Origin of the sequence: Enterococcus lactis (assembly GCF_015751045.1) — a bacterium.
In the GTDB taxonomy this organism is placed as follows: domain Bacteria; phylum Bacillota; class Bacilli; order Lactobacillales; family Enterococcaceae; genus Enterococcus_B; species Enterococcus_B lactis.
The window spans coordinates 14,878-33,799 of the sequence record NZ_BNJW01000004.1 but is presented as its reverse complement, the minus strand read 5'-3'; the positions used below and the strand labels follow the sequence as shown (position 1 = coordinate 33,799).

The following is an 18,922-nucleotide window of genomic DNA, read 5'->3' as shown; positions in this document are numbered from 1 at the left end:
AAGATGCGTATAGTAATCGGTTCGGATAAAGATGGAATGCAACTGAAAGAAGTGATCAAGAAAGATCTAATCGAAAAAGGATTTATGATAGCAGATAAAAGTGAGATACCTTCGGAAGATTTTGTAGCATCTGCTTTAGCCGTCGCGAATGATCTAATGAAGAATGAAGGAAGTTTAGGTATTACAGTAGACAGCTACGGAGTAGGGAGCTTCATCACAGCAACAAAAGTCAAAGGAATGATTGCAGCAGTAGTTTCAGACGAACGTAGCGCTTATATGACTAGAGAGCACAATAATTCTCGCATGATTGCTCTTGGATCGAAGATCATAGGAGAAGAGTTAGCGTTATCGATCGTAAAGGAATTTTTACAAGCAACTTATGTAGGTGGTCGACATCAAGTTCGTGTAGATATGTTGAATAAAATGGCATAAAAAAGGAGAAAGTATGAAAATCGCAATTGGTTGTGACCACATCGTCACAGATACTAAAATGGCTCTATCAGATTTTTTGAAAGCAAAAGGACATGAAGTATTAGACATGGGAACCTATGATTTCACACGGACTCATTATCCCATTTATGGAAAAAAAGTAGGAGAAGCAGTAGTGATGGGAAAAGCAGATCTAGGGGTCTGTTTATGTGGGACCGGGGTAGGAATCAATAATGCAGTAAACAAAGTTCCAGGTATTCGGAGCGCATTAGTGCGTGATATGACAACAGCTATCTATGCAAAAGAACAATTGGATGCAAATGTGATCGGGTTTGGCGCTCGAATTACTGGAGAATTTTTGATTTGTGATATTCTTGATGCTTTCATTCAGGCAAAATATCAAGAAACGGATGAGAACAAGCAATTGATTGCTAAAATCAAACAAATCGAAAAAGCTAGTGAGTATCAAATTGATCCGAATTTTTTTGATGAATTTATCGAAAAATGGAATCGCGATGAATACCAAGATTGTGAGGCTAATCAATGATTCTAACGATTACGATGAATCCTTCAATCGATGTTTCTTATCCATTAACAGAATTTAGTTTAGATGCAGTCAATCGTGTGAAAAATGTGAAAAAAACAGTCGGTGGGAAAGGATTGAATGTCACACGCATCTTGAAGCAATTAGATGCAGAAGTGATGGCGAGTGGATTAATTGGTGGGGTTTTAGGGAAAGAAATCAAAGAGAGGTTAACGCAAGATAATATCCTTCATGAATTTTTGTCTATCAAAGGCGAAACACGAAATTGCATCGCTATTTTACATGAAGGTCAGCAGACGGAAATCTTAGAAAGTGGACCAATTGTTTCTACACAAGAGGCTTCTGACTTTCTCAATCATTTAGGAAAATTGGCAGTAAAAGCTGATGTTATTTGTTTTTCTGGTAGTTTGCCTCAAGGACTTCCGATAGATTTTTACCAGCAAATGATACAAGTCTGCAGACCCAAGCCGGTCATGTTAGATTGTTCTGGTGAAGCATTGATGACAGTACTTAAAGGAGAGTCTAAACCGTATTTGATTAAGCCAAACATACAAGAATTAGCGGAGTTATTAGATCAGCCTATCACTACGGATGTGAAGAAACTGAAAGTAGCTTTATCGGATCCGTTGTTTGCTGGTATTGACTGGGTTGTAGTCTCGATGGGTAGAAAAGGTGCATTTGCTAAACATTCGAATCGATTCTATCATGTGATGATCCCTTCAATCAAAGCCTTAAACCCTGTAGGTTCTGGTGATGCAATGTTAGCTGGTTTAGCGATTGCTATTGAAAAAGAGAAATCAGTTGATGTGGTGCTGAAGCAAGGAAATGCTCTGGGAATACTAAATGCACAAGAAGAAACCACGGGTTATATTGAGTTAGTAAATTATCATACATTAATTAAGCAGATACAAATAAAAGAAGTCTAGGAGGATATCGATTTGAATGAAGAAAAACGACGATTTATCAATCGCTTATGTAGTAGCGAGGGGATAATTGGTGCTTTAGCAATCGACCAACGTGGTGCATGGAAGAAAATGATTGCTCAATTCAGTGAAGCAGAAGACACAGAGATTGTAGAATTTAAGAAAATCGTTGCCTCTGAATTAACGGAATATGCATCATCTATTTTATTAGATCCAGACTACGGGCTACCTGCTGCTGATGTAAAGAACGAAAATTCAGGATTGTTGTTAGCTTATGAGAAAACCGGCTATGATCTCTCCACTCCTGGACGCCTTCCAGATTTGTTAACTGCTTGGTCAGTCAAGCGCTTGAAAGAAGCTGGTGCGGATGCATGCAAAACACTGCTATATTATGATATTGATGAATCTGAAGAAATCAATCATCAAAAGCACGCCTTTATTGAACGAATTGGTTTGGAGTGTCAAGCAGAGAAGTTACCATTCTTTCTAGAATTGCTGTCTTATGATGCAACCATTCCTGATTCAACATCGAAAAAATATGCACGCGAAAAACCCCATAAAGTGATTGGAATGATGAAAGAATTCTCTAAAACACGTTACGGGGTGGATGCACTAAAAGTAGAAGTGCCAGTCAATATGAAATATGTCGAAGGGTATGGGATAGATGAAGCCATTTATACAAAATCAGAAGCAGCAGCTTTTTTCAAAGAACAAGCTGAATCTACTCCTCTGCCTTACGTTTTTTTGAGTGCTGGTGTAACCTCTGAATTATTCCAAGAAACCTTACATTTTGCAAAACATGCCGGTTCTACTTTCAACGGTGTTCTTTGTGGTCGTGCCACTTGGGCTGATGGAATCAAACATTATGTCCTTGATGGAAAAGAGGCAGCAATTGAATGGATGAATACACAAGGACGAGCAAATATCGAAAGCTTAAATACCGTATTGAAGGAAACCGCGACACCTATTGATTTTAATAAGTTCTAATATTTTTTCTATTATTACTACGGCAGTGATGGAATATCATCAACGACAAAGAAAATCCCTGTTAAATATAAGGATAAGTAAGAGCAGTAGATCCATTTATCGTGGATCTGCTGCTTTTTTGCTGTGGAGAATAGTTAGCGAATGTTTATTTGATCAATTGGTTCATAACATAGGGAGTACTAGATGCAAGCGTTTATTCTTTTTTTATCTGATACTGTCAAAAAATAATATAATATGTATTTTTTATTTACTTATAATAACTATTGATTGCAGTCTTGACAGTCAAGTCATATTTTGATGGATGGGGGTGTGAGACGTACAAATGATTTTAAAGACTATGACAGCTATAGTTCTAATTTTAATTGCATCAAGCGGCAATAGAAAAATAAGAATCAAAACGGACTGATGATCACCTAACAACTAATCGACATATATGAGCAGACACGGGACGATATTCTTCTCTCTCATAAGTTCCGTAAAGCAAACATGTGCTATGGATCGATTGTATATTTATTAAAAAAAGAAAGAGGAATGGCAATGATGAAAAAAGAAACTATATTAGTAGCAACGATGTTATTCAGTATGGCAGTAAGTGCGACTTTTGTCTCTGCAGCTGAAGTATACCCAAAGGAATATAACACAGACGGAACGATCACATTTGAAGCAGGAGATGAGGGAATAACTCCTCCAGTTGATCCGGAAGATCCTGATCCCAACGTCCCTGTCGATCCAGTAGACCCTCCAAGTCCTGGAACAGGAGGAGCATTATCGATTGATTATGGATCAAAATTCAAATTTGGGACTAAAAAAATTTCTACTGCAGATAAAACGTATTATGCATCTGCTGATGAAATGACTGATGGTTCTAAAAAACCGACATATGTCCAAGTGACAGATAAAAGAGGAACACTATCTGGGTGGAAATTAAGTGTAGCACAACCAGAACAATTTAAAACTGCCAGTGGGGACGAACTAGTTGGAGCACAGCTGAAGTTTACGAAAGGACAGGCTGTTTCTTTGGTTGATCCAACATATACACCTGAAACGGTTAATTCTGAATTAACGCTGACACCAGGAGGAAATAATACGTTAGCAATCAATGCTAAATCAGGAACAGGTGTGGGGACTTGGGTCTATCGATTTGGTGCGAATGAAAATGAAAATAAAGATGCGGTACAGCTTTCGGTACCTGGTACATCTGTCAAGTTAGCGCAACAATATTCTACTAAATTAGTTTGGACATTAGAAGATACACCCAATAACTAGTTTACTTGCAAGAACAATTGAAAATAAGCATGCAGTCAAACGGTTTTGTGAAGACAATCTAAACAAAGGTTGGTAAAGGCCAAGCTATATTAGTTTGGACAGGAACAGTTCATCTGGGAATTCAACGATCAGGAGGAAAAGATATAGTGAAAAAGAGAAGGATCGCGCTCATTTTAAGCAGTCTATTAGCGACTAATATCTTTCCGATTATAGGGTATTCTTTGGAATCGAATCAGTTGGTGAATGATAATAGAAGAGTCGAAGAAAGCAAAGAGGCTTCGACATTCGATCGTTTAACAGAATCCAGCCAGATCCAAGAAAGCAGTGAGAATTCAAGTACTACTGACAGTAAAGAGACCACTGACAAAGAAGAATCTGAAGAGTTAATCAAACAGCCATTGGAGAATGCCCCGACTTATCGAGTGGGGCTGCCTAATGATCCCAATATTATTTCTATTGATAAGATTTTTCAACAACCTATCGGTACCAGCACGTCCATATTGGAAAACGGGAAGCTATTGCAATTGAATCCAGCAGAGAGGTCTCAAAGAGGAGCTATTTGGTCAAACAATAAAATCGATTTACGCTCAGATTTTACATTTAAATGTTATTTATATTTAGGAAATCAACGAGATAAAGCAGGAGATGGTATGACTTTTACATTGACTGGTGATTCTAGAATGGCTAATGATCCCAGTCAAGTTATCGGTTCCCCAGGTATGGGAATTGGTTCTTATTCGACTCGATCAGGACAGCCTTATGTCGCAAATGCACTCTCGATTGAGTTCGACACATATAAAAATAGTGGCTCTTCTGATCGAATGGATCGTGAAATAACTGCCGATAATAAGGGACATGGACATGTCGCCTTTGTCACTCCTAAACCAAATAACAACAATTATTCCGGAGAGCATACTGGCGTAACAGTAGCACCTACTTTTCTCTCTGATGGTACATGGCGTACATTAATCATTCAATGGGACGCGTCTCAAAGAAGTCTCACCTATGATCTGGAAGGTGTCGGTCGCTCTTCTCACATTGTACCTGATCTCATCAGTCAATTCGGTTCTACAGAAGTAAATTGGGGATTTACTTCTTCAACAGGTACATTTTTTCAAGAAAACGCTATCGCGATGACGCAACTTCCATCTAATGTGTCATCATCAGCTGATGTAAAAGTCAATGATAGTGATTATGGGGCCATCGCTGAAGTTGAAAGAAACGATAAGATAACTATCAGAAATACATTGAAAGTTACTGGGAATTTTCTTGAAGATAAGAAATTGGAGACTAGTATAGACCTACCACAAGAATTAAATATTCCTGAGCGTATCTTGATCAACGGAAATCAAGTTGATGCCAAAGATATCCTGATAACAGGAAACCGAGTCACACTCAATCTAGGAGATTATTTTGTTCTTGGAGATACATTGATTATTGAGTTGGAAACAGACTTGCAAGAAGTCATTCCCGAAAAGGTACTGACTATGCACTTTGAATATCTTGAGAATGCAAAGTTAATTGAGCAGTCAAATGATATAAGTCTGACGATTGCGAAGCTGAAGGAAATAGATGTCCATGTTTATTATAAAGAGAAAGAGAGTCAAAATGAACTCGCAGAAATGAAAACAATCACTGGAAAAATCGGAGAGAGTTATAAAGAAGTTCCTATTGATATTGAGGGATATGTTTTTGACTCTGATTCAGCGAATACAGAAGGTGTCTTTTCCGAAAATACAGCGGATATCTATTTTTATTACAGAAAAGGAAAGCTTTATCTTTCAGCGGCTCCTCAGTATGTAGATTTTGGGCAACATAAAATATCCAATAAACCATTAAGTGTATTTGGGCAGTTCTCAGGTGGATTGAAAATCATGGATGAACGGGCTTCTGGAGGTTGGATATTACAATTGAAACAAGAAAAAGTTCTTACAAATGGAACGTTTGAACTCCCGGAAGCTCTTTCGTTTGTTACTTCTGAAGAGACAACGGTTATAGGGTCATCTGCTGTTACGATTTTTGAAAGTGACCAAAAAGGCGAAAGTGATTTGTCTGCTATTTTAGATTCTACATCTCAACATGGAATCAGAATAGATATTCCTGTAGAAAATCAAAGGATTGGAACATTTGAGGGGAAACTATCCTGGATTCTTGCAGATGTTCCAGAAAATTAATAAAAAGAGAAGATGAGGACAAAAGCATGGATCACCAAGGACAACAGGAACCATAAATACTTATTTCCTGCACAGCTTAAAATGGCAGAGACACGCTTTTGTTCCCATCTTTTCTTACATATGATGAAAGGAGCGATTTTCTTGAAACCAAAACAGCAATTATTTATAACACTCCTAGTTATTATAGGGACACTTTTTAACCAGTTACCAGTGACAGCTAGTGCATTCAATTTTTCGGTGACGCCAATAACTTCAGAGAATCAGATCGATAAAAGAAAAACTTATTTCGATCTCCAACTTGTTCCAGATCAGGAAGTAGAATTAAAAGCAGAATTGATAAATGATACGGAAAAAGAAGTGAAAATCGACATTTCTGTGAATAGCGCAACGACTAATTCAAACGTAATGGTTGAATATGGAAAAAATGAGATTGAAAAAGACGAAAGTCTAATCTTTGATCTGATCGACTATGTGAGTTACCCAGAGACAGTGACACTGGAACCTAAAAGCGTTCAAACCGTGGTTTTTCATGCCAAGATGCCAAAAGATCGATTCGATGGCGTATTGGCTGGTGGAATCACATTCAAAGAAATTGTGACGGAAAAGGATCAAACAGAAAACAAGGATCAAAGCTTATCGATTGAGAATGAATACGCCTATACTGTTGCCTTGTTAATGCGACAGACACTGAATGAAGTTGCTCCTAACCTAGTACTCCATGAAGTTAAACCTGATCAAATCAATGCAAGAAATGTCATTTTAGCAAACGTCCAAAATGATCAAAAAACCTATATCAATCAAGTAGTTATTGAAACAAAAATTACAAAAAAAGGACATTCTGAAGTTTTATATCAGGAGGAAAAAGAAGGATTGCAGATTGCGCCGAATACAAACTTTTCTTTTCCAACAGCTTTGAATGGTCAGCCACTAACTCCAGGCGAATATCATCTCACAATGACCATTCTAGGAAATGAAAATGAAAACGGAAAATTCTCAAGAAAAAAAGAAAATACCACCATCAACTATACCGACCAATGGATATTTGAAAAAGTGTTTATGATAGACGGGAAAGAAGCCAAGGAATTGAATACGAAAGATGTGACGATTAAAAAGGCCAATAATTGGATCTACATCTTGGAAGCGCTAATTTTCTTGTTGTTCGTTTTAATACTTATCCTTTGGTTTATTTTGAGAAAGAAAGAAGAGAAAGAAAAGTAAAATCAAAATAACAAATAATAGTTTTTCCTTATTGCGTGATATTTAAGTCCTTTTTCGATAGTATAAAATGCTTTTGTATTAGCGTAGATGCCTATAAGTAAATGATATAATCATTATAACAGGTATAACAGCAAGAACGGCCGAATAAACGAATAAGAAGGGATAGTAGCAGTGAAGGAATGGAAACAGCAATATACGTAGAAAGAGCTGATGGCTAATGAATTATGAGTTTTTTTAAGCAAGGAAGATTATAGAAGTTATTCATTACTTAAATATTTAGAAGCAAGCTCAAATTTATCAGAATCAATCTCGGATATTCAAGAGAAACTATCGTTATCGACATTTCTCTTGAAAAAAACTATCGATAAGCTAAAACATGATTTACAAATGTTCGATTTAGAGAAAAATTTTCGTCTAACTGTTAGTGAATTGATGATATGTTTGGAAATCAATGGTAAAAGTTCTAGTAAAGCCCTATTATCTCGCTATATAACAGATTCTTTATCCATGAAAATGGTATTGGCTTTCTTTCAGGAAAAATATATCTCAATAGAAAATTTTGCTGAACAGCACCATGTGAGTTATTCTGTGGCGTATAAAGTATTGCAAGGGCTGAAAAGAAATCTAAAAAAGTATCAAATTTTTTTTGAGAAAAGAAAGTTGACAGGAAATCCTAAAAACATCCGCCTTTTTTTATATAATCTTTTTAACTCAACAGAAATAAGTGTTGAAAAGTTGTATGCGCTACCTATAATTATAAAAACAGAAAAAATGGTAAAAAATTTAAATCGGTATTATCCTCTTTCCGCTTATGAAAAAAAGAAATTATTCCACTTTTTAGCAATCAATCTATTGTCTGAACAAGAAGATTCTTTAGATATTGTCAACAATCAGCCGCTATTTTTCTCAGATATAGGATTTTTCTATCTAAAAGGAGTACTGGAGACAGAATCAGTTGTTTTTATCTGTAAGATCTTCTCGTGGCTTTATCTCCATGATAAGTTAGATCAAAAGTATTTGAGGAAAAAAGAAGATGAAACAATCGAATGGTTGAATGAGCGGTTCATTGAAAGTTTTGAAAAACGGTTCAAACGGTTACCGAAAGAAACGAGAAAATCGATCCAAAATGAGTTAACCAAAATACATTTTAAACTTTTGCATTATACCCTTAATAAATCGGATGAATTTCCACTAGATATTTCTTTTTTTAATCAAAACTATCCTACATTTTATTGCTATCTATTAGAGTATATGAATGATCTAATGTCAAAACACAAAGAGTTGCTTCAAGATAAATTTTTTCTTTTTTTCAGTTATTTATTGTTATTGATCAATCACATACCCGTTCAACTAGTTTCTGAGCCAGTAAAGATCATCATCGATTTTTCCTATGGTGCTGCCTATAATCGATTTATCAAGAAAAATTTAAGTTTGTACATTAATCTGAATACGGAAGTGATAGAGGCTGGAAAAACTGATTTTCCGGATGTTATAATCACGAATAGAAACAATTTATATGAAGAAAGTGTGTCTCAAGTAGTGGTTTGGCTTGATCCGCCAAGAGCAGTAGACTGGGGGAACCTTACAAAGATTTTGTTGACTATCCAAGAAGAGAAATACAAAGACAGCAAAATTGACAAGCAAATAGACGATTTTCCTGAAGAAATCATCGACAGGATCGAATAGTGAACTTCTTTTAGAAAGTCCACCTGCTTTTTCTAAAATAAAAAAACTTGGTACGCAATCGCTGTACCAAGTTTTTTTATTTAGCTTTTAATTAAGCCATAAATAATAATTTATATAAGAATACTGCTACGACACCAGCACAGATAGGTGCAACAACGGGTACCCATGCATATCCCCATTGAGAAGAACCTTTATGTTTCAATGGAAGTAGTGCGTGTACAAGACGTGGTGCAAAGTCACGAGCTGGGTTCAGACCAGGACCTGTAGGACCACCAAGTGAAGCAACTAATGTCCATACAAGGAAACCAAGTGCTAAGTGAGCTGTACCAAGGTTATCTTGGAAGAATGGTGCTTTTGTAATACCTAAAGCTCCAAAGAATAAAACGAATGAACCAAAGAATTCATTGACGAAACCATTGAATTTAGAACCAACACTGTTGATTGTTGAGAATGTACCTAACACATGGTTTACATCTTCTGTTTGGTCGTAGTAAGGTTTGTAACAAGCCACTACGATCAATTGTCCGATCGCTGCACCAATCAATTGTGCAATGATATAAGGAACAACTTCAGCCCAAGGGAACAATCCGTTAGACGCTAAGGCAATCGTAAATGCTGGGTTGATGTGGTTACCGCTGATTCCGCCAAAGATCATTGCCGGCATCATAACCCCAAATCCATATCCGACAGCAATCAGCATCCAGTCGCTGCCATATCCTTTTGTACCTTTTAAATCTACGTTTGCTACAGCACCGTTACCTAGCACGATTAGTAATGCTGTACCAATCATTTCCGCCGCAAGACGGGTCATTAGTGAGTAATCCATAAATACCTCCAAATGTTATAAAAATGCAAAAAAAAAGAAACATCAACACGAAAAGCATCGGTGCAGTGTTTCGTGTCGGAAGGATTTCTGCAGTCTTAACAAATGTGAATAAAAAAATGATTTCCATTACGTATAAGAAACCAGACCAACAGTAAAACTCCAACTCTTTTTAAAAGTTCTCCACAAATCACCAAGCTTAACTATAAATATACCAAAAAAAAAACGTTTTTTTTCTCAAAAATTGTATCTTAGAAACAGCATGTTTTGAAACTTTCAGAAAAGGTTTGTTAGTAAAATGAAAGCTATACGTAAGGAGTGTTGTTTGATGAAATTTTTTCAAGAGTTTTTCATTATTATTTTCTTTTCTGTATTAGGAGAAGGTATCCGAATTTTTGCTCATTTACCTATTCCTGGGAGTATCTTAGGTATTCTTTTTTTATTTTTAGCATTTGAAATGCATCTTGTTGATCCTGAAAAAATCGGAGCAACTGGTGACTTTTTATTGAATAATCTAGCTATTTTATTTGTTCCAGCTGGTGTAGGTTTATTGGAATATTTTGATGACATTGCTTCGATATGGCCTATTTTACTGGGGGCAGTCGTCGTGTGCTCCATCGTCACGATGGTCACAGCGGGAAAAACGGCAGAAGGGGTAGAAGCTTTGCTAGGCTATATCCGTAAGAAAAAAGCAAGCAGGGTATCTGTAAACGAAATGGAGGAGAATCAAATTGACTGAGTTTTTTGTGAATCCATTATTTGGCTTAAGTTTGACTTTAGGAGTGTACGTATTATCTGACAAATTTTTGCGGAAATATAAACTGCCTGTTTTGAATCCTCTCGTATTATCGATTGTTGTTATTATCTTATTTCTGCATTTTTCTGGCGTCAGCTATAAAGAGTATAATATCGGCGGCAATTTTTTGACTATGCTGATTACTCCTGCGACAGTGGCACTTGCCATCCCGCTTTATAAAAACTTCCGTTTGTTGAAAGAAAATTTTTATCCTGTAATAGCTGCGATTTTGGCAGGGATAGTCGCAAATTGCTTGGTTAGTGTAGGGATCGGTTATTTCTTCTCTCTTCATAAAGAGATGGTCATCTCATTACTACCGAAATCTGTAACGACGGCTATTTCTGTCGATTTGTCTCATACGATGGGTGGGGTGAATGCCGTGACTCTTGCTATTGTTGTCTCTACAGGTATTTTTGGCTCGCTGATCGCTACTCATATTTTCCGCTTATTCAAGATCGAAAGTCCCGTTGCTCGCGGTGTGGCGTTAGGAAGTACTTCTCATGCTATCGGTACAGCAAAAGCAATCGAGATTGGCGAAGTAGAAGGGATCATTTCAGGGCTTGCGATATGCGTAAATGGGATATTGACCGTTTTGTTGCTGCCGTTATTCTTTCAGCCTTTTGCTGGCTTGTTTTGATGCGAAAACCACTATTTTATGCTACAATAACCAAAACGTTCTAGCATAAAAAAGGAGGGAAAGACGTGTATTTGTCTTCCGAGTATCTTAAACAATTTGATAAAGATCTATATTATAAGATTCTCCTCCTAGAAAGTTTTGAGGATCAAGCTTGGCATACTGCTGCACAATTAGCGCAAGTTGTTCAGCTGGATGCCCGCAGTGTGTCGAAATACCTAAACGAGCTGTCTAAAAACTATCAGCAGTTTAGCGGTAAGACGCACCCTTTGTTTACAAAAAATCACCGTTCTGGTTATAACTTTTATGATACGCTCGATTCAATCGAACATGAGCGTTTTTTGATCTATCTCGTGCAAAGTACGCTGAAATTCCAGCTGCTGCACGACATTTTTTTTGAAGAATTCCACACAATTTACCAATTTGCGCAAAAGCATTACATTAGTGAATCCACTGCTCATCGAAAAATCAATGAATGGAAACAGCAACTGCAAACTTATGGCATTCGTCTGCAACGAGGTACATATATCGCGCAAGGCGAAGAAGAAATCATTCGACTTTACTTGCATATGACATTCTGGCAGTTGTTTCGAGGGAAAATCTGGCCGTTTGAAACGATTTCTCAAATGGACGTAAAAAATATGGCAGAACATATCATGGCTTTTTTCAACGTTCGTTTGAATGAAATCAAAAAAAGACGATTGGAATACATGCTAGGTGCCTTTTTTTTAAGAAAATCACAGAAGCATTATGTGGTATTGAATGAGAAAAAAAGAGGGCTGATCGCAGACAATCTGTTGTTCCAGCGATTCTGCCAAGTCATGGAGCCGGTATTTCCTAATTATTTTCAAGTAGAAGACGAATTAGGCGCATTGTTTCTTGTTCTGATGACGCGTGAAGAATATTATAGTGATCCTAAGATACGGAAGAAAATTTTTGATTTTCATCAACAAGCAGAAACACCGCCTTTTGCAGCTCTTTCTGAAGCAAAAGCAGCTCTTTCTCTTTATCAAGAAGAGCAGGAGCTACCAGCGGAAGATCTGACCTTTGAGGCAGAAAACTATTTGTTCAGTAGTCATTTTTTCGCCTATCTTTTTCCTAACGCAAAAGAAACGATTGATGGAAACAGTAGTGACTTCATTAATCATTTAGTCATTGAAAACAAAGAATTAAAACAATGGTTAGTACGCTTTTTTGAAAGCAGACACAAACAGCCTAATCATCTAGCGTTTAAAAATCATGCGTTTTTGATGGGACGGTATCTGACTGTGTTTAAAACATTAGGAGCCTTTACTCCACAGCTTCCAAAGATCACGATCCTTTTGATGACAGATTTCCCATTATTTGAAGAGCAACTGTTAGAGGAGGGGTTACGGACGTTTTTCCGTAATGATTATCAGCTGATTTTTCTACCAACGGATTATCGGGGAAGAGAAGTGGATCTTCTGATTTCCACAAGTAAAGTTCATCGAAAACCGTGGGCGGATCTTGACTATTTTATTGTGACCGAAGAATTAAAATTGATAGATTACATTCAGCTATCTCAAAAATTTGAAATGATTCAAAAACAAAAACAATCAAAAAAATAATAAAAAAAGGAGAATAAAGATGACATTTGAAGAAATTTTACCAGAATTGAAAAAAGGTGCAAAGATTATTCGTAAAGGATGGAGTGGATTTGAGCTTTATGTTGTTCTCGTATCCGATGATGAATTTGATGGCTGTCCGGTGACGCCTTACTTATTGATCAAAACAAGTGATGAAGGTTTTTCTAGCTTTGCTCCTACAGTTTGCGATATTTTAGCAGATGATTGGGCGATCGTAGAATGAAAAACCGTTATCCAGATTTAGCTAAACAGGTCGTATTTATTACAGGAGCTTCTTCTGGTATTGGTGCCGCACAAGCCCAAGCTTTTCTGGAACAGGATGCCTTTGTATTTGGATTAGATCAAAAATTTGGAAAAATGGAAGAACTTTCTTTTCGATTTCCTGAAACTTTTGCCTACGCACTAGGGGATGTCCGACAGAGGAAAGAACTCCAACAAGCGGTATCGAAATGCCAAAATCATTTTGGTGAAGTTACGATTTTATTGAATACTGCGGGGGTATTAGATGCATACAAATCCTTGATGGAAACTGACGAATCGCTGTGGGATCTGATTTATGAAACGAATGTGAAAAGCATGTATCATCTAACAAGCATCATCCTTCCTGATATGATCCGTCGAAAAAGCGGAACAATCATTAACATGGCTTCGATTGCGGGTTTGGTTGCTGGCGGAGGTGGGATCGCTTATACAAGTGCGAAACATGCAATCGTCGGTTTTACTAAACAACTCGCTCTGGATTACGCGGAGCAGGGGATCCGAGTAAAAGGAATTGCTCCAGGAGCCATCCAAACGCCGATGAATGCGGCTGATTTTGAAGGAAAAGGTGAGATGGCAGAGTGGGTGGCAAATGAAACACCAGTCAAGCGATGGGCACAGCCGGAAGAAGTAGCGGAGCTGACATTATTTCTTGCCTCTCCTCAAGCAAGCTATATACAAGGAACGATTATTCCAATCGACGGTGGCTGGTTGCTAAAATAACCTTGTGTTTTTTTCAAGCTTCTGTATGATAAGAAATAAAGAGAGAACCAAATGGTTGATGATAAAAGAAAGTCGATGATTGTTCCCGGCATTTGATGTCAGACAGCTTTTTCACAACCTTCTGATATAAACGGTGTTCAAAAGCTTGCAACTGCGGTAATAAGTCCAGCCAAATGAAAAATAGGAGGAGCTATTTTTATTTGACTATTCTTATTACTTGTTGCAGGGTAGCTTTTTCACAACCTTCTGCGGCACTTCAGTTGGAATTTTCTTCCCATCCTTTGGTCGCAGTCATTACCAAGATAAAATTATCTTGCAAAGGAGAAATAGAACATGGAAAAAAATAATACCCGTTCAGCCAAACGCTGGACAACGACAGATGTGACTCGGATGGCGCTAGTCACTGGTTTATATGTGGCAGTGACGCTGGTTTTGTCTGTTTTTAGCTTTGGAGTGATTCAGATTCGTCTCTCGGAGATGTTCAACTATCTGTCCTTATATAACAAAAGATACATCGCCGCGGTAACAGTGGGAGTAGCTTTGGCTAATATTGCTTCTCCTCTTGGACTGATAGATGTTGTAGTAGGAAGCGTCAGCACGCTGATTGTATTGCTTATCAACTATAAAATCACTAGTCGCATCAAAAACATGAAAATCAAAATGGCTGTGACAGCATGCGTATTTGCTTTTTCCATGTTTACAGTAGCTGGTCAGCTAACGATTTTATATCAACTACCTTTTTTCTTGAATTGGTGGGTGATTGCTTTAGGAGAACTGGCATCAATGATTGTCGGTGGGATAATTATTTATTGGATCGGTAAAAAAGTAGATTTGACAAAATAAAGATCTGTTTAAATTAAAATAAGGCAGCGTGGAAGAGACCGGATGTTGAGTCTTCTTCCATGCTGCTTTTTTGCTCAATTCGTTCGAAGAAATCGATTTAGCCGTTTTTTCATCAAGACACCGATATAGGCTGCTCCAATTGCTTTGATTGCTTCCGGCAGTAAAAAAGGCAGCAGCCCACTGGCAAATGCAGTTGTAAAAGTAAGATCGCCACTTATCTTCAGCCAGATCGTCCCACAGACTAAGGCGGCAAGAGAGCCCATTAGATTGGCAAAGATTGCGTACAAGTAATGAGCGTCTGTTTTTTCGATCATCCAGCCAGTTAGCCATGTTTGAAAGAGAAATCCAATCAAATATCCGCCAGTTGGACCAAATAAAACAGCTATGCCTCCAGTCATCCCTGAAAATACAGGAAGACCGATCAAACCCAGTAAAAGATAAACTGTAACCGATATCAATCCCAGTTTTCTTCCGAGAAAAGTGGCTGTCAGTCCAATAGCAAATGTTTGCCCTGTCAAAGGAACCAAACCAAAAGGAATGGTCATCTGAGAAAGGACAGAAATAATCGCGGCAAATTCCGCAGCCAGTATCAATTCTTTCAATGTTCGGTTCATAATGACCTCTTTTCGTTAACTTAATATTTTTATTTGGTTAACGAAATTGTAAAACAAAGTGATTGCTTTGTAAATAGAAAATAAAAAAAAGACCAACTATCCAATAGATAGCGGTCTTTTTCAAGAAAGCTTTTGAAATTATAAGCTTTGGTTGTAGTATTCAACGACAAGAGCTTCGTCGATTTCTGGATATAGTTCGTCACGTTCTGGTAAACGAGTCAATGAACCTTCCAATTTTTCAGCGTCAAAGCTTACGAATGCTGGACGTCCAACAGTTGCTTCTACAGCTTCTTTTACTGTTACGATGTTTTGTGATTTTTCACGAACTGAGATCACTTGACCCACTTCTACGTGGTATGAAGGGATATCAACGCGTTTGCCATCAACTAAAATGTGACCATGGTTAACTAATTGACGTGCTTGACGACGAGTCGTTGCAAGTCCTAAACGGTAAACAACATTGTCTAAACGTTGTTCTAGTAAGATCATGAAGTTAACACCATGTTTACCTTCTTTGATTTTGCTAGCTTTTACGAACAAGTTACGGAATTGACGTTCGTTCATTCCGTACATGTGACGAAGTTTTTGTTTTTCAGTTAATTGCATGCCGTATTCTGATTGTTTGCCACGGCTGTTAGGTCCGTGTTGACCTGGTGCGTAAGGGCGACGTGCTAATTCTTTTCCTGTGCCTGACAATGAGATGCCTAAGCGACGAGAAATTTTCCATGATGGTCCTGTATAACGAGACATTAAAATTTCCTCCAATGAATATAAGTTTTTGGAGTAAAATAATCCGTTGAAAAATTCATAATCATATAGTTTGTTCTTCAATCTTCACCTTTGCAGCCGCGGTTACACAATCGAACCCGAGACGGGGCAACAAACTAGGGATGAGTTATTATTTTTCTGCTGCATTATTTTACACAAACTACAGTATATGATAGATCATCCATGAATGTCAAGATAATTAGTACGTAAAAACGCTTTACAAACCTAGGCTCTCTTTATAAAATGAGAAGGTATGTGCAAATGGAAAAAAGTGAAGGAAGTTTAAGGAGAAAATCAATGAATCCGGTATCACCATTATTTGAGAAAATCGATGCTTCAATTGAAAAGAAGGCGAACCTTTTTGAAAACAGCTTTTCACGTTACGCTGTTCGAGCGGTTCTTGCCTGTTTGTTTTTGACTTTAGGAACGGCTGTGGCATTTGCGATCGCGATGAAGGGGGAAGATATCGCGCACGGTCTAGGAAAGATTTTATACGCATTTATGTTCAGCTGGGGTCTAGTCATGATTCTATACATGAACGCCGAATTAGGAACATCGAATATGCTTTATATGACCGTGGGTGTTTTTCGGCAGAGACTTGCTTTAAGTAAGGCAGCCAAGATTCTATTTGCCTGTATTTTTTTCAATATGATTGGCGGTATGTTATGTGGATTTCTTATTTCTATGACTACGCCATTTCAAGATTTAACGTTGGACAACTTTATGTTAGAATCAATGGCAGTAAAACTAGCAAAACCTGCAACAACGATTTTGGTGGAAGGGATGTTTGCGAATATCGTTGTCAATACCGCTGTACTGATCAGCATGCGGATGAAAGAGGATGCTGGGAAAGTGATCACAGTCGTATTCATTATTTTCATTTTTGCTTTTTTAGGATATGAACACGTGATAGCGAATTTTCCTGCCTTTACGCTTGCTTACTTTGCTTCCCATGGCCAGATGGATGGAATGACAGCCAGCAATGTGTTACATAATTTGTTTTTTGCTTTGGCAGGGAATTATATTGGTGGCGGTTTAGTGATGGGACTGGGTTATGCTTGGCTGAATCAATCAAAATCATCCTATGTGGACTAAAAAGTCGTTCATTAAGGGAGGAAATACCATGGAAGTGTTAGTTTTTCCAAAAAATGAAGAAAAAGCGCTGCAAATGGAAAAGTACATGAAAAATCTCTTTCCTTTTGCTGGGGTACCTAAGCCGGAACGCGCTCTTTTGCAACAGCCGTTATTAGATGAAAGCAAACATTTATCTGTTTCTGAAGTTTTAGCTTTTGTTCATTATTATTATGAACAAATCGAAAGAGAATATCAGTATGTGGCGATCGATTTAGTCCAAAAAAACATCAAACGGCTTACCTTTGAAGAGATAGTTGCATTGTTACCACTAGTCCAGAAAAAAGAATGGTGGGACAGCATCGATTCTTGGAGAAAAGTATACAGTACATGGTGTAAAGCCCATCCAGAGCAACGTAAAGAAGTCTTTCAGTTGTTCGAAAAAAAGGAAGATTTCTGGTTGCGTCGAATAGCAATCACGTTGCAATTAGGTTATAAACAGCAAACAGACACAGCACTATTGATCCGAGCAATAGACGAAGACCGTCAAACAAAGGAATTCTTTATCCAAAAAGCAATCGGTTGGGCATTGCGTGATTATAGTAAGACCGATGCCGCTTGGGTAAAAAGTCAGCTGACAACAGATTTGAGCAAGTTAGCTGTTCGCGAGGCAAGCAAGTATTTATAAGAAAGCGAGACGACAAGAGATGAGACGCAAATTATTTGCTTTTGATATTGATGGAACGTTGTTAGATTCAAATAAACAAGCTTTAGATAGCACGAGAGAAGCATTGGAAAAATTACGCAAAGCCGGTCATCTGGTCACGATTGCTACAGGGCGGAGCCGGTTCCATGCGCAAGAAGTCATTCGAGATCTGGATTTTACGAACTACATTTTATGTAATGGAGCGGCCGGTTTTTTAGACCATGAACAAGTATATAAGAACTTACTAGATCGCGAACAGTTGGATGCATTCGTCGAGGAAGCGCATCATGAACAGATCGACACAGCTTTTGTCAGCTTAGACAATATCAAACGTTCTTCTTCCAATGATGTAACGGTGATGGAAGAGGCGATGCATTCTTTCGGTGCTGTCTTGCCTGAACTAGATCAGTTTTTTGCAGAGGAACAAGAAATCTATCAAGCGTTAGCATTTTTCGATCAAACATATGATGGAAAATTCTCCTCATATGATAAGATTCGATTTGTCCGCTGGCATGAGAACAGTGTAGATGTCGTTCCCCAAAACGGTTCTAAAGCGGCGACGATCCTACACTTAGCAGAACAAGTAGGCATCCCGCATGAAGATATTATCAGCTTTGGTGACGGACAAAACGACCGTGAAATGTTGCGTATGTCAGGAATCGGAATAGCTATGGGGAATGCTGTGCCAGAAGTACAAGCAGAAGCCAAGATGGTCACTGATACAAATGATCAAGATGGTATCTGGAAGGCATTGAAAGAGTTAAGTGTGATTTAAAAGAGGTTGTGAAAAAGCTGTTCTGCATCAAGTAATAAGAACAGCCAAACAAAAATAGCTCCTCCTATTTTTCGTTT

19 protein-coding genes and 2 pseudogenes are annotated in these 18,922 nt (G+C 37.8%); 18 read left to right on the top strand and 3 right to left on the bottom strand.

Annotation, left to right across the window (positions count from 1 at the left end; all coding sequences use genetic code 11):
- Positions 1–3 precede the first annotated feature (3 nt).
- The 9 genes and pseudogenes from lacA to KFO35_RS02990 all read left to right on the top strand — a co-directional run bounded on the left by lacA (position 4) and on the right by KFO35_RS02990 (position 9,227).
- On the top strand, positions 4–432 hold the full coding sequence (lacA, locus tag KFO35_RS03025) for a galactose-6-phosphate isomerase subunit LacA (RefSeq protein WP_002315530.1): 429 nt from the start codon (positions 4–6) through the stop codon (positions 430–432).
- Between the two features lie 13 nt (positions 433–445).
- Positions 446–976, top strand: coding sequence for a galactose-6-phosphate isomerase subunit LacB (gene lacB, locus KFO35_RS03020; RefSeq protein ID WP_002315531.1), 531 nt, complete (start codon positions 446–448; stop codon positions 974–976).
- On the top strand, positions 973–1,899 hold the full coding sequence (lacC, locus tag KFO35_RS03015) for a tagatose-6-phosphate kinase (RefSeq protein WP_002315532.1): 927 nt from the start codon (positions 973–975) through the stop codon (positions 1,897–1,899). Before lacB ends, lacC begins: the two co-directional genes overlap by 4 nt.
- A gap of 12 nt (positions 1,900–1,911) precedes the next feature.
- A complete protein-coding gene (lacD, locus tag KFO35_RS03010) occupies positions 1,912–2,883 on the top strand; it encodes a tagatose-bisphosphate aldolase (RefSeq protein ID WP_156271928.1) in 972 nt (323 codons plus the stop codon).
- 540 nt (positions 2,884–3,423) lie between these two features.
- Positions 3,424–4,149, top strand: a complete 726-nt coding sequence (locus KFO35_RS03005) for a WxL domain-containing protein (protein WP_025477286.1) — start codon at positions 3,424–3,426, stop codon at positions 4,147–4,149.
- A gap of 146 nt (positions 4,150–4,295) precedes the next feature.
- Positions 4,296–6,323 carry a lectin-like domain-containing protein gene (locus tag KFO35_RS03000; protein WP_025477287.1) on the top strand — a complete coding sequence of 676 codons (2,028 nt, stop codon included), beginning with the start codon at positions 4,296–4,298 and terminating at the stop codon, positions 6,321–6,323.
- A 120-nt stretch (positions 6,324–6,443) separates the two neighbouring features.
- A complete protein-coding gene (locus KFO35_RS02995) occupies positions 6,444–7,541 on the top strand; it encodes a WxLIP family cell surface protein (RefSeq protein ID WP_156271926.1) in 1,098 nt (365 codons plus the stop codon).
- 387 nt (positions 7,542–7,928) lie between these two features.
- Positions 7,929–8,189 (top strand): annotated as a pseudogene (locus KFO35_RS14375) (helix-turn-helix domain-containing protein); the annotation flags it as partial.
- Positions 8,190–8,312: 123 nt separating this feature from the next.
- On the top strand, positions 8,313–9,227 hold the full coding sequence (locus KFO35_RS02990; RefSeq protein WP_231401907.1) for a hypothetical protein: 915 nt from the start codon (positions 8,313–8,315) through the stop codon (positions 9,225–9,227).
- 91 nt (positions 9,228–9,318) lie between these two features.
- On the opposite strand, the gene KFO35_RS02985 is transcribed toward KFO35_RS02990, so the two are convergent.
- Entirely contained in the window at positions 9,319–10,053 is a 735-nt protein-coding gene (locus KFO35_RS02985) for an MIP/aquaporin family protein (RefSeq protein ID WP_002290500.1), read from the bottom strand.
- A gap of 325 nt (positions 10,054–10,378) precedes the next feature.
- Here KFO35_RS02985 and KFO35_RS02980 point away from each other — a divergent pair, with 325 nt between their 5' ends.
- The 6 genes and pseudogenes from KFO35_RS02980 to KFO35_RS02955 all read left to right on the top strand — a co-directional run bounded on the left by KFO35_RS02980 (position 10,379) and on the right by KFO35_RS02955 (position 14,911).
- Positions 10,379–10,789, top strand: coding sequence for a CidA/LrgA family protein (locus KFO35_RS02980; RefSeq protein WP_002315538.1), 411 nt, complete (start codon positions 10,379–10,381; stop codon positions 10,787–10,789).
- Positions 10,782–11,483: an LrgB family protein gene (locus tag KFO35_RS02975; RefSeq protein ID WP_002315539.1), complete on the top strand. Its 702-nt coding sequence runs from the start codon at positions 10,782–10,784 to the stop codon at positions 11,481–11,483. The genes KFO35_RS02980 and KFO35_RS02975 overlap by 8 nt, the downstream gene beginning before the upstream one ends.
- Positions 11,483–13,069 (top strand): annotated as a pseudogene (locus KFO35_RS02970) (helix-turn-helix domain-containing protein). The gene KFO35_RS02975 and the pseudogene KFO35_RS02970 overlap by 1 nt, the downstream one beginning before the upstream one ends.
- Positions 13,070–13,088: 19 nt before the next feature.
- Positions 13,089–13,310 (top strand): DUF2829 domain-containing protein, encoded by a 222-nt coding sequence (locus KFO35_RS02965; RefSeq protein ID WP_002290506.1) that lies wholly within the window; start codon positions 13,089–13,091, stop codon positions 13,308–13,310.
- Positions 13,307–14,068, top strand: coding sequence for a 3-oxoacyl-ACP reductase (locus tag KFO35_RS02960; RefSeq protein WP_156271922.1), 762 nt, complete (start codon positions 13,307–13,309; stop codon positions 14,066–14,068). The genes KFO35_RS02965 and KFO35_RS02960 overlap by 4 nt, the downstream gene beginning before the upstream one ends.
- Positions 14,069–14,401: 333 nt before the next feature.
- On the top strand, positions 14,402–14,911 hold the full coding sequence (locus KFO35_RS02955; RefSeq protein ID WP_156271920.1) for a QueT transporter family protein: 510 nt from the start codon (positions 14,402–14,404) through the stop codon (positions 14,909–14,911).
- A gap of 74 nt (positions 14,912–14,985) precedes the next feature.
- On the opposite strand, the gene KFO35_RS02950 is transcribed toward KFO35_RS02955, so the two are convergent.
- Together KFO35_RS02950 and rpsD are read right to left on the bottom strand one after the other, a co-directional pair.
- Positions 14,986–15,525, bottom strand: a complete 540-nt coding sequence (locus tag KFO35_RS02950; RefSeq protein ID WP_002315542.1) for a biotin transporter BioY — start codon at positions 15,523–15,525, stop codon at positions 14,986–14,988.
- A 138-nt stretch (positions 15,526–15,663) separates the two neighbouring features.
- Entirely contained in the window at positions 15,664–16,275 is a 612-nt protein-coding gene (gene rpsD / locus KFO35_RS02945; RefSeq protein ID WP_002294265.1) for a 30S ribosomal protein S4, read from the bottom strand.
- A 261-nt stretch (positions 16,276–16,536) separates the two neighbouring features.
- Between rpsD and KFO35_RS02940 the strand changes: the two genes are divergently transcribed.
- The 3 genes from KFO35_RS02940 to KFO35_RS02930 are packed head-to-tail and all read left to right on the top strand — an operon-like array spanning position 16,537 to position 18,845.
- Entirely contained in the window at positions 16,537–17,388 is an 852-nt protein-coding gene (locus KFO35_RS02940; protein WP_174128728.1) for a formate/nitrite transporter family protein, read from the top strand.
- Positions 17,389–17,416: 28 nt separating this feature from the next.
- On the top strand, positions 17,417–18,052 hold the full coding sequence (locus KFO35_RS02935) for a DNA alkylation repair protein (RefSeq protein WP_002290514.1): 636 nt from the start codon (positions 17,417–17,419) through the stop codon (positions 18,050–18,052).
- 19 nt (positions 18,053–18,071) lie between these two features.
- Positions 18,072–18,845 carry a Cof-type HAD-IIB family hydrolase gene (locus tag KFO35_RS02930; RefSeq protein WP_002315544.1) on the top strand — a complete coding sequence of 258 codons (774 nt, stop codon included), beginning with the start codon at positions 18,072–18,074 and terminating at the stop codon, positions 18,843–18,845.
- Positions 18,846–18,922: the final 77 nt, after the last annotated feature.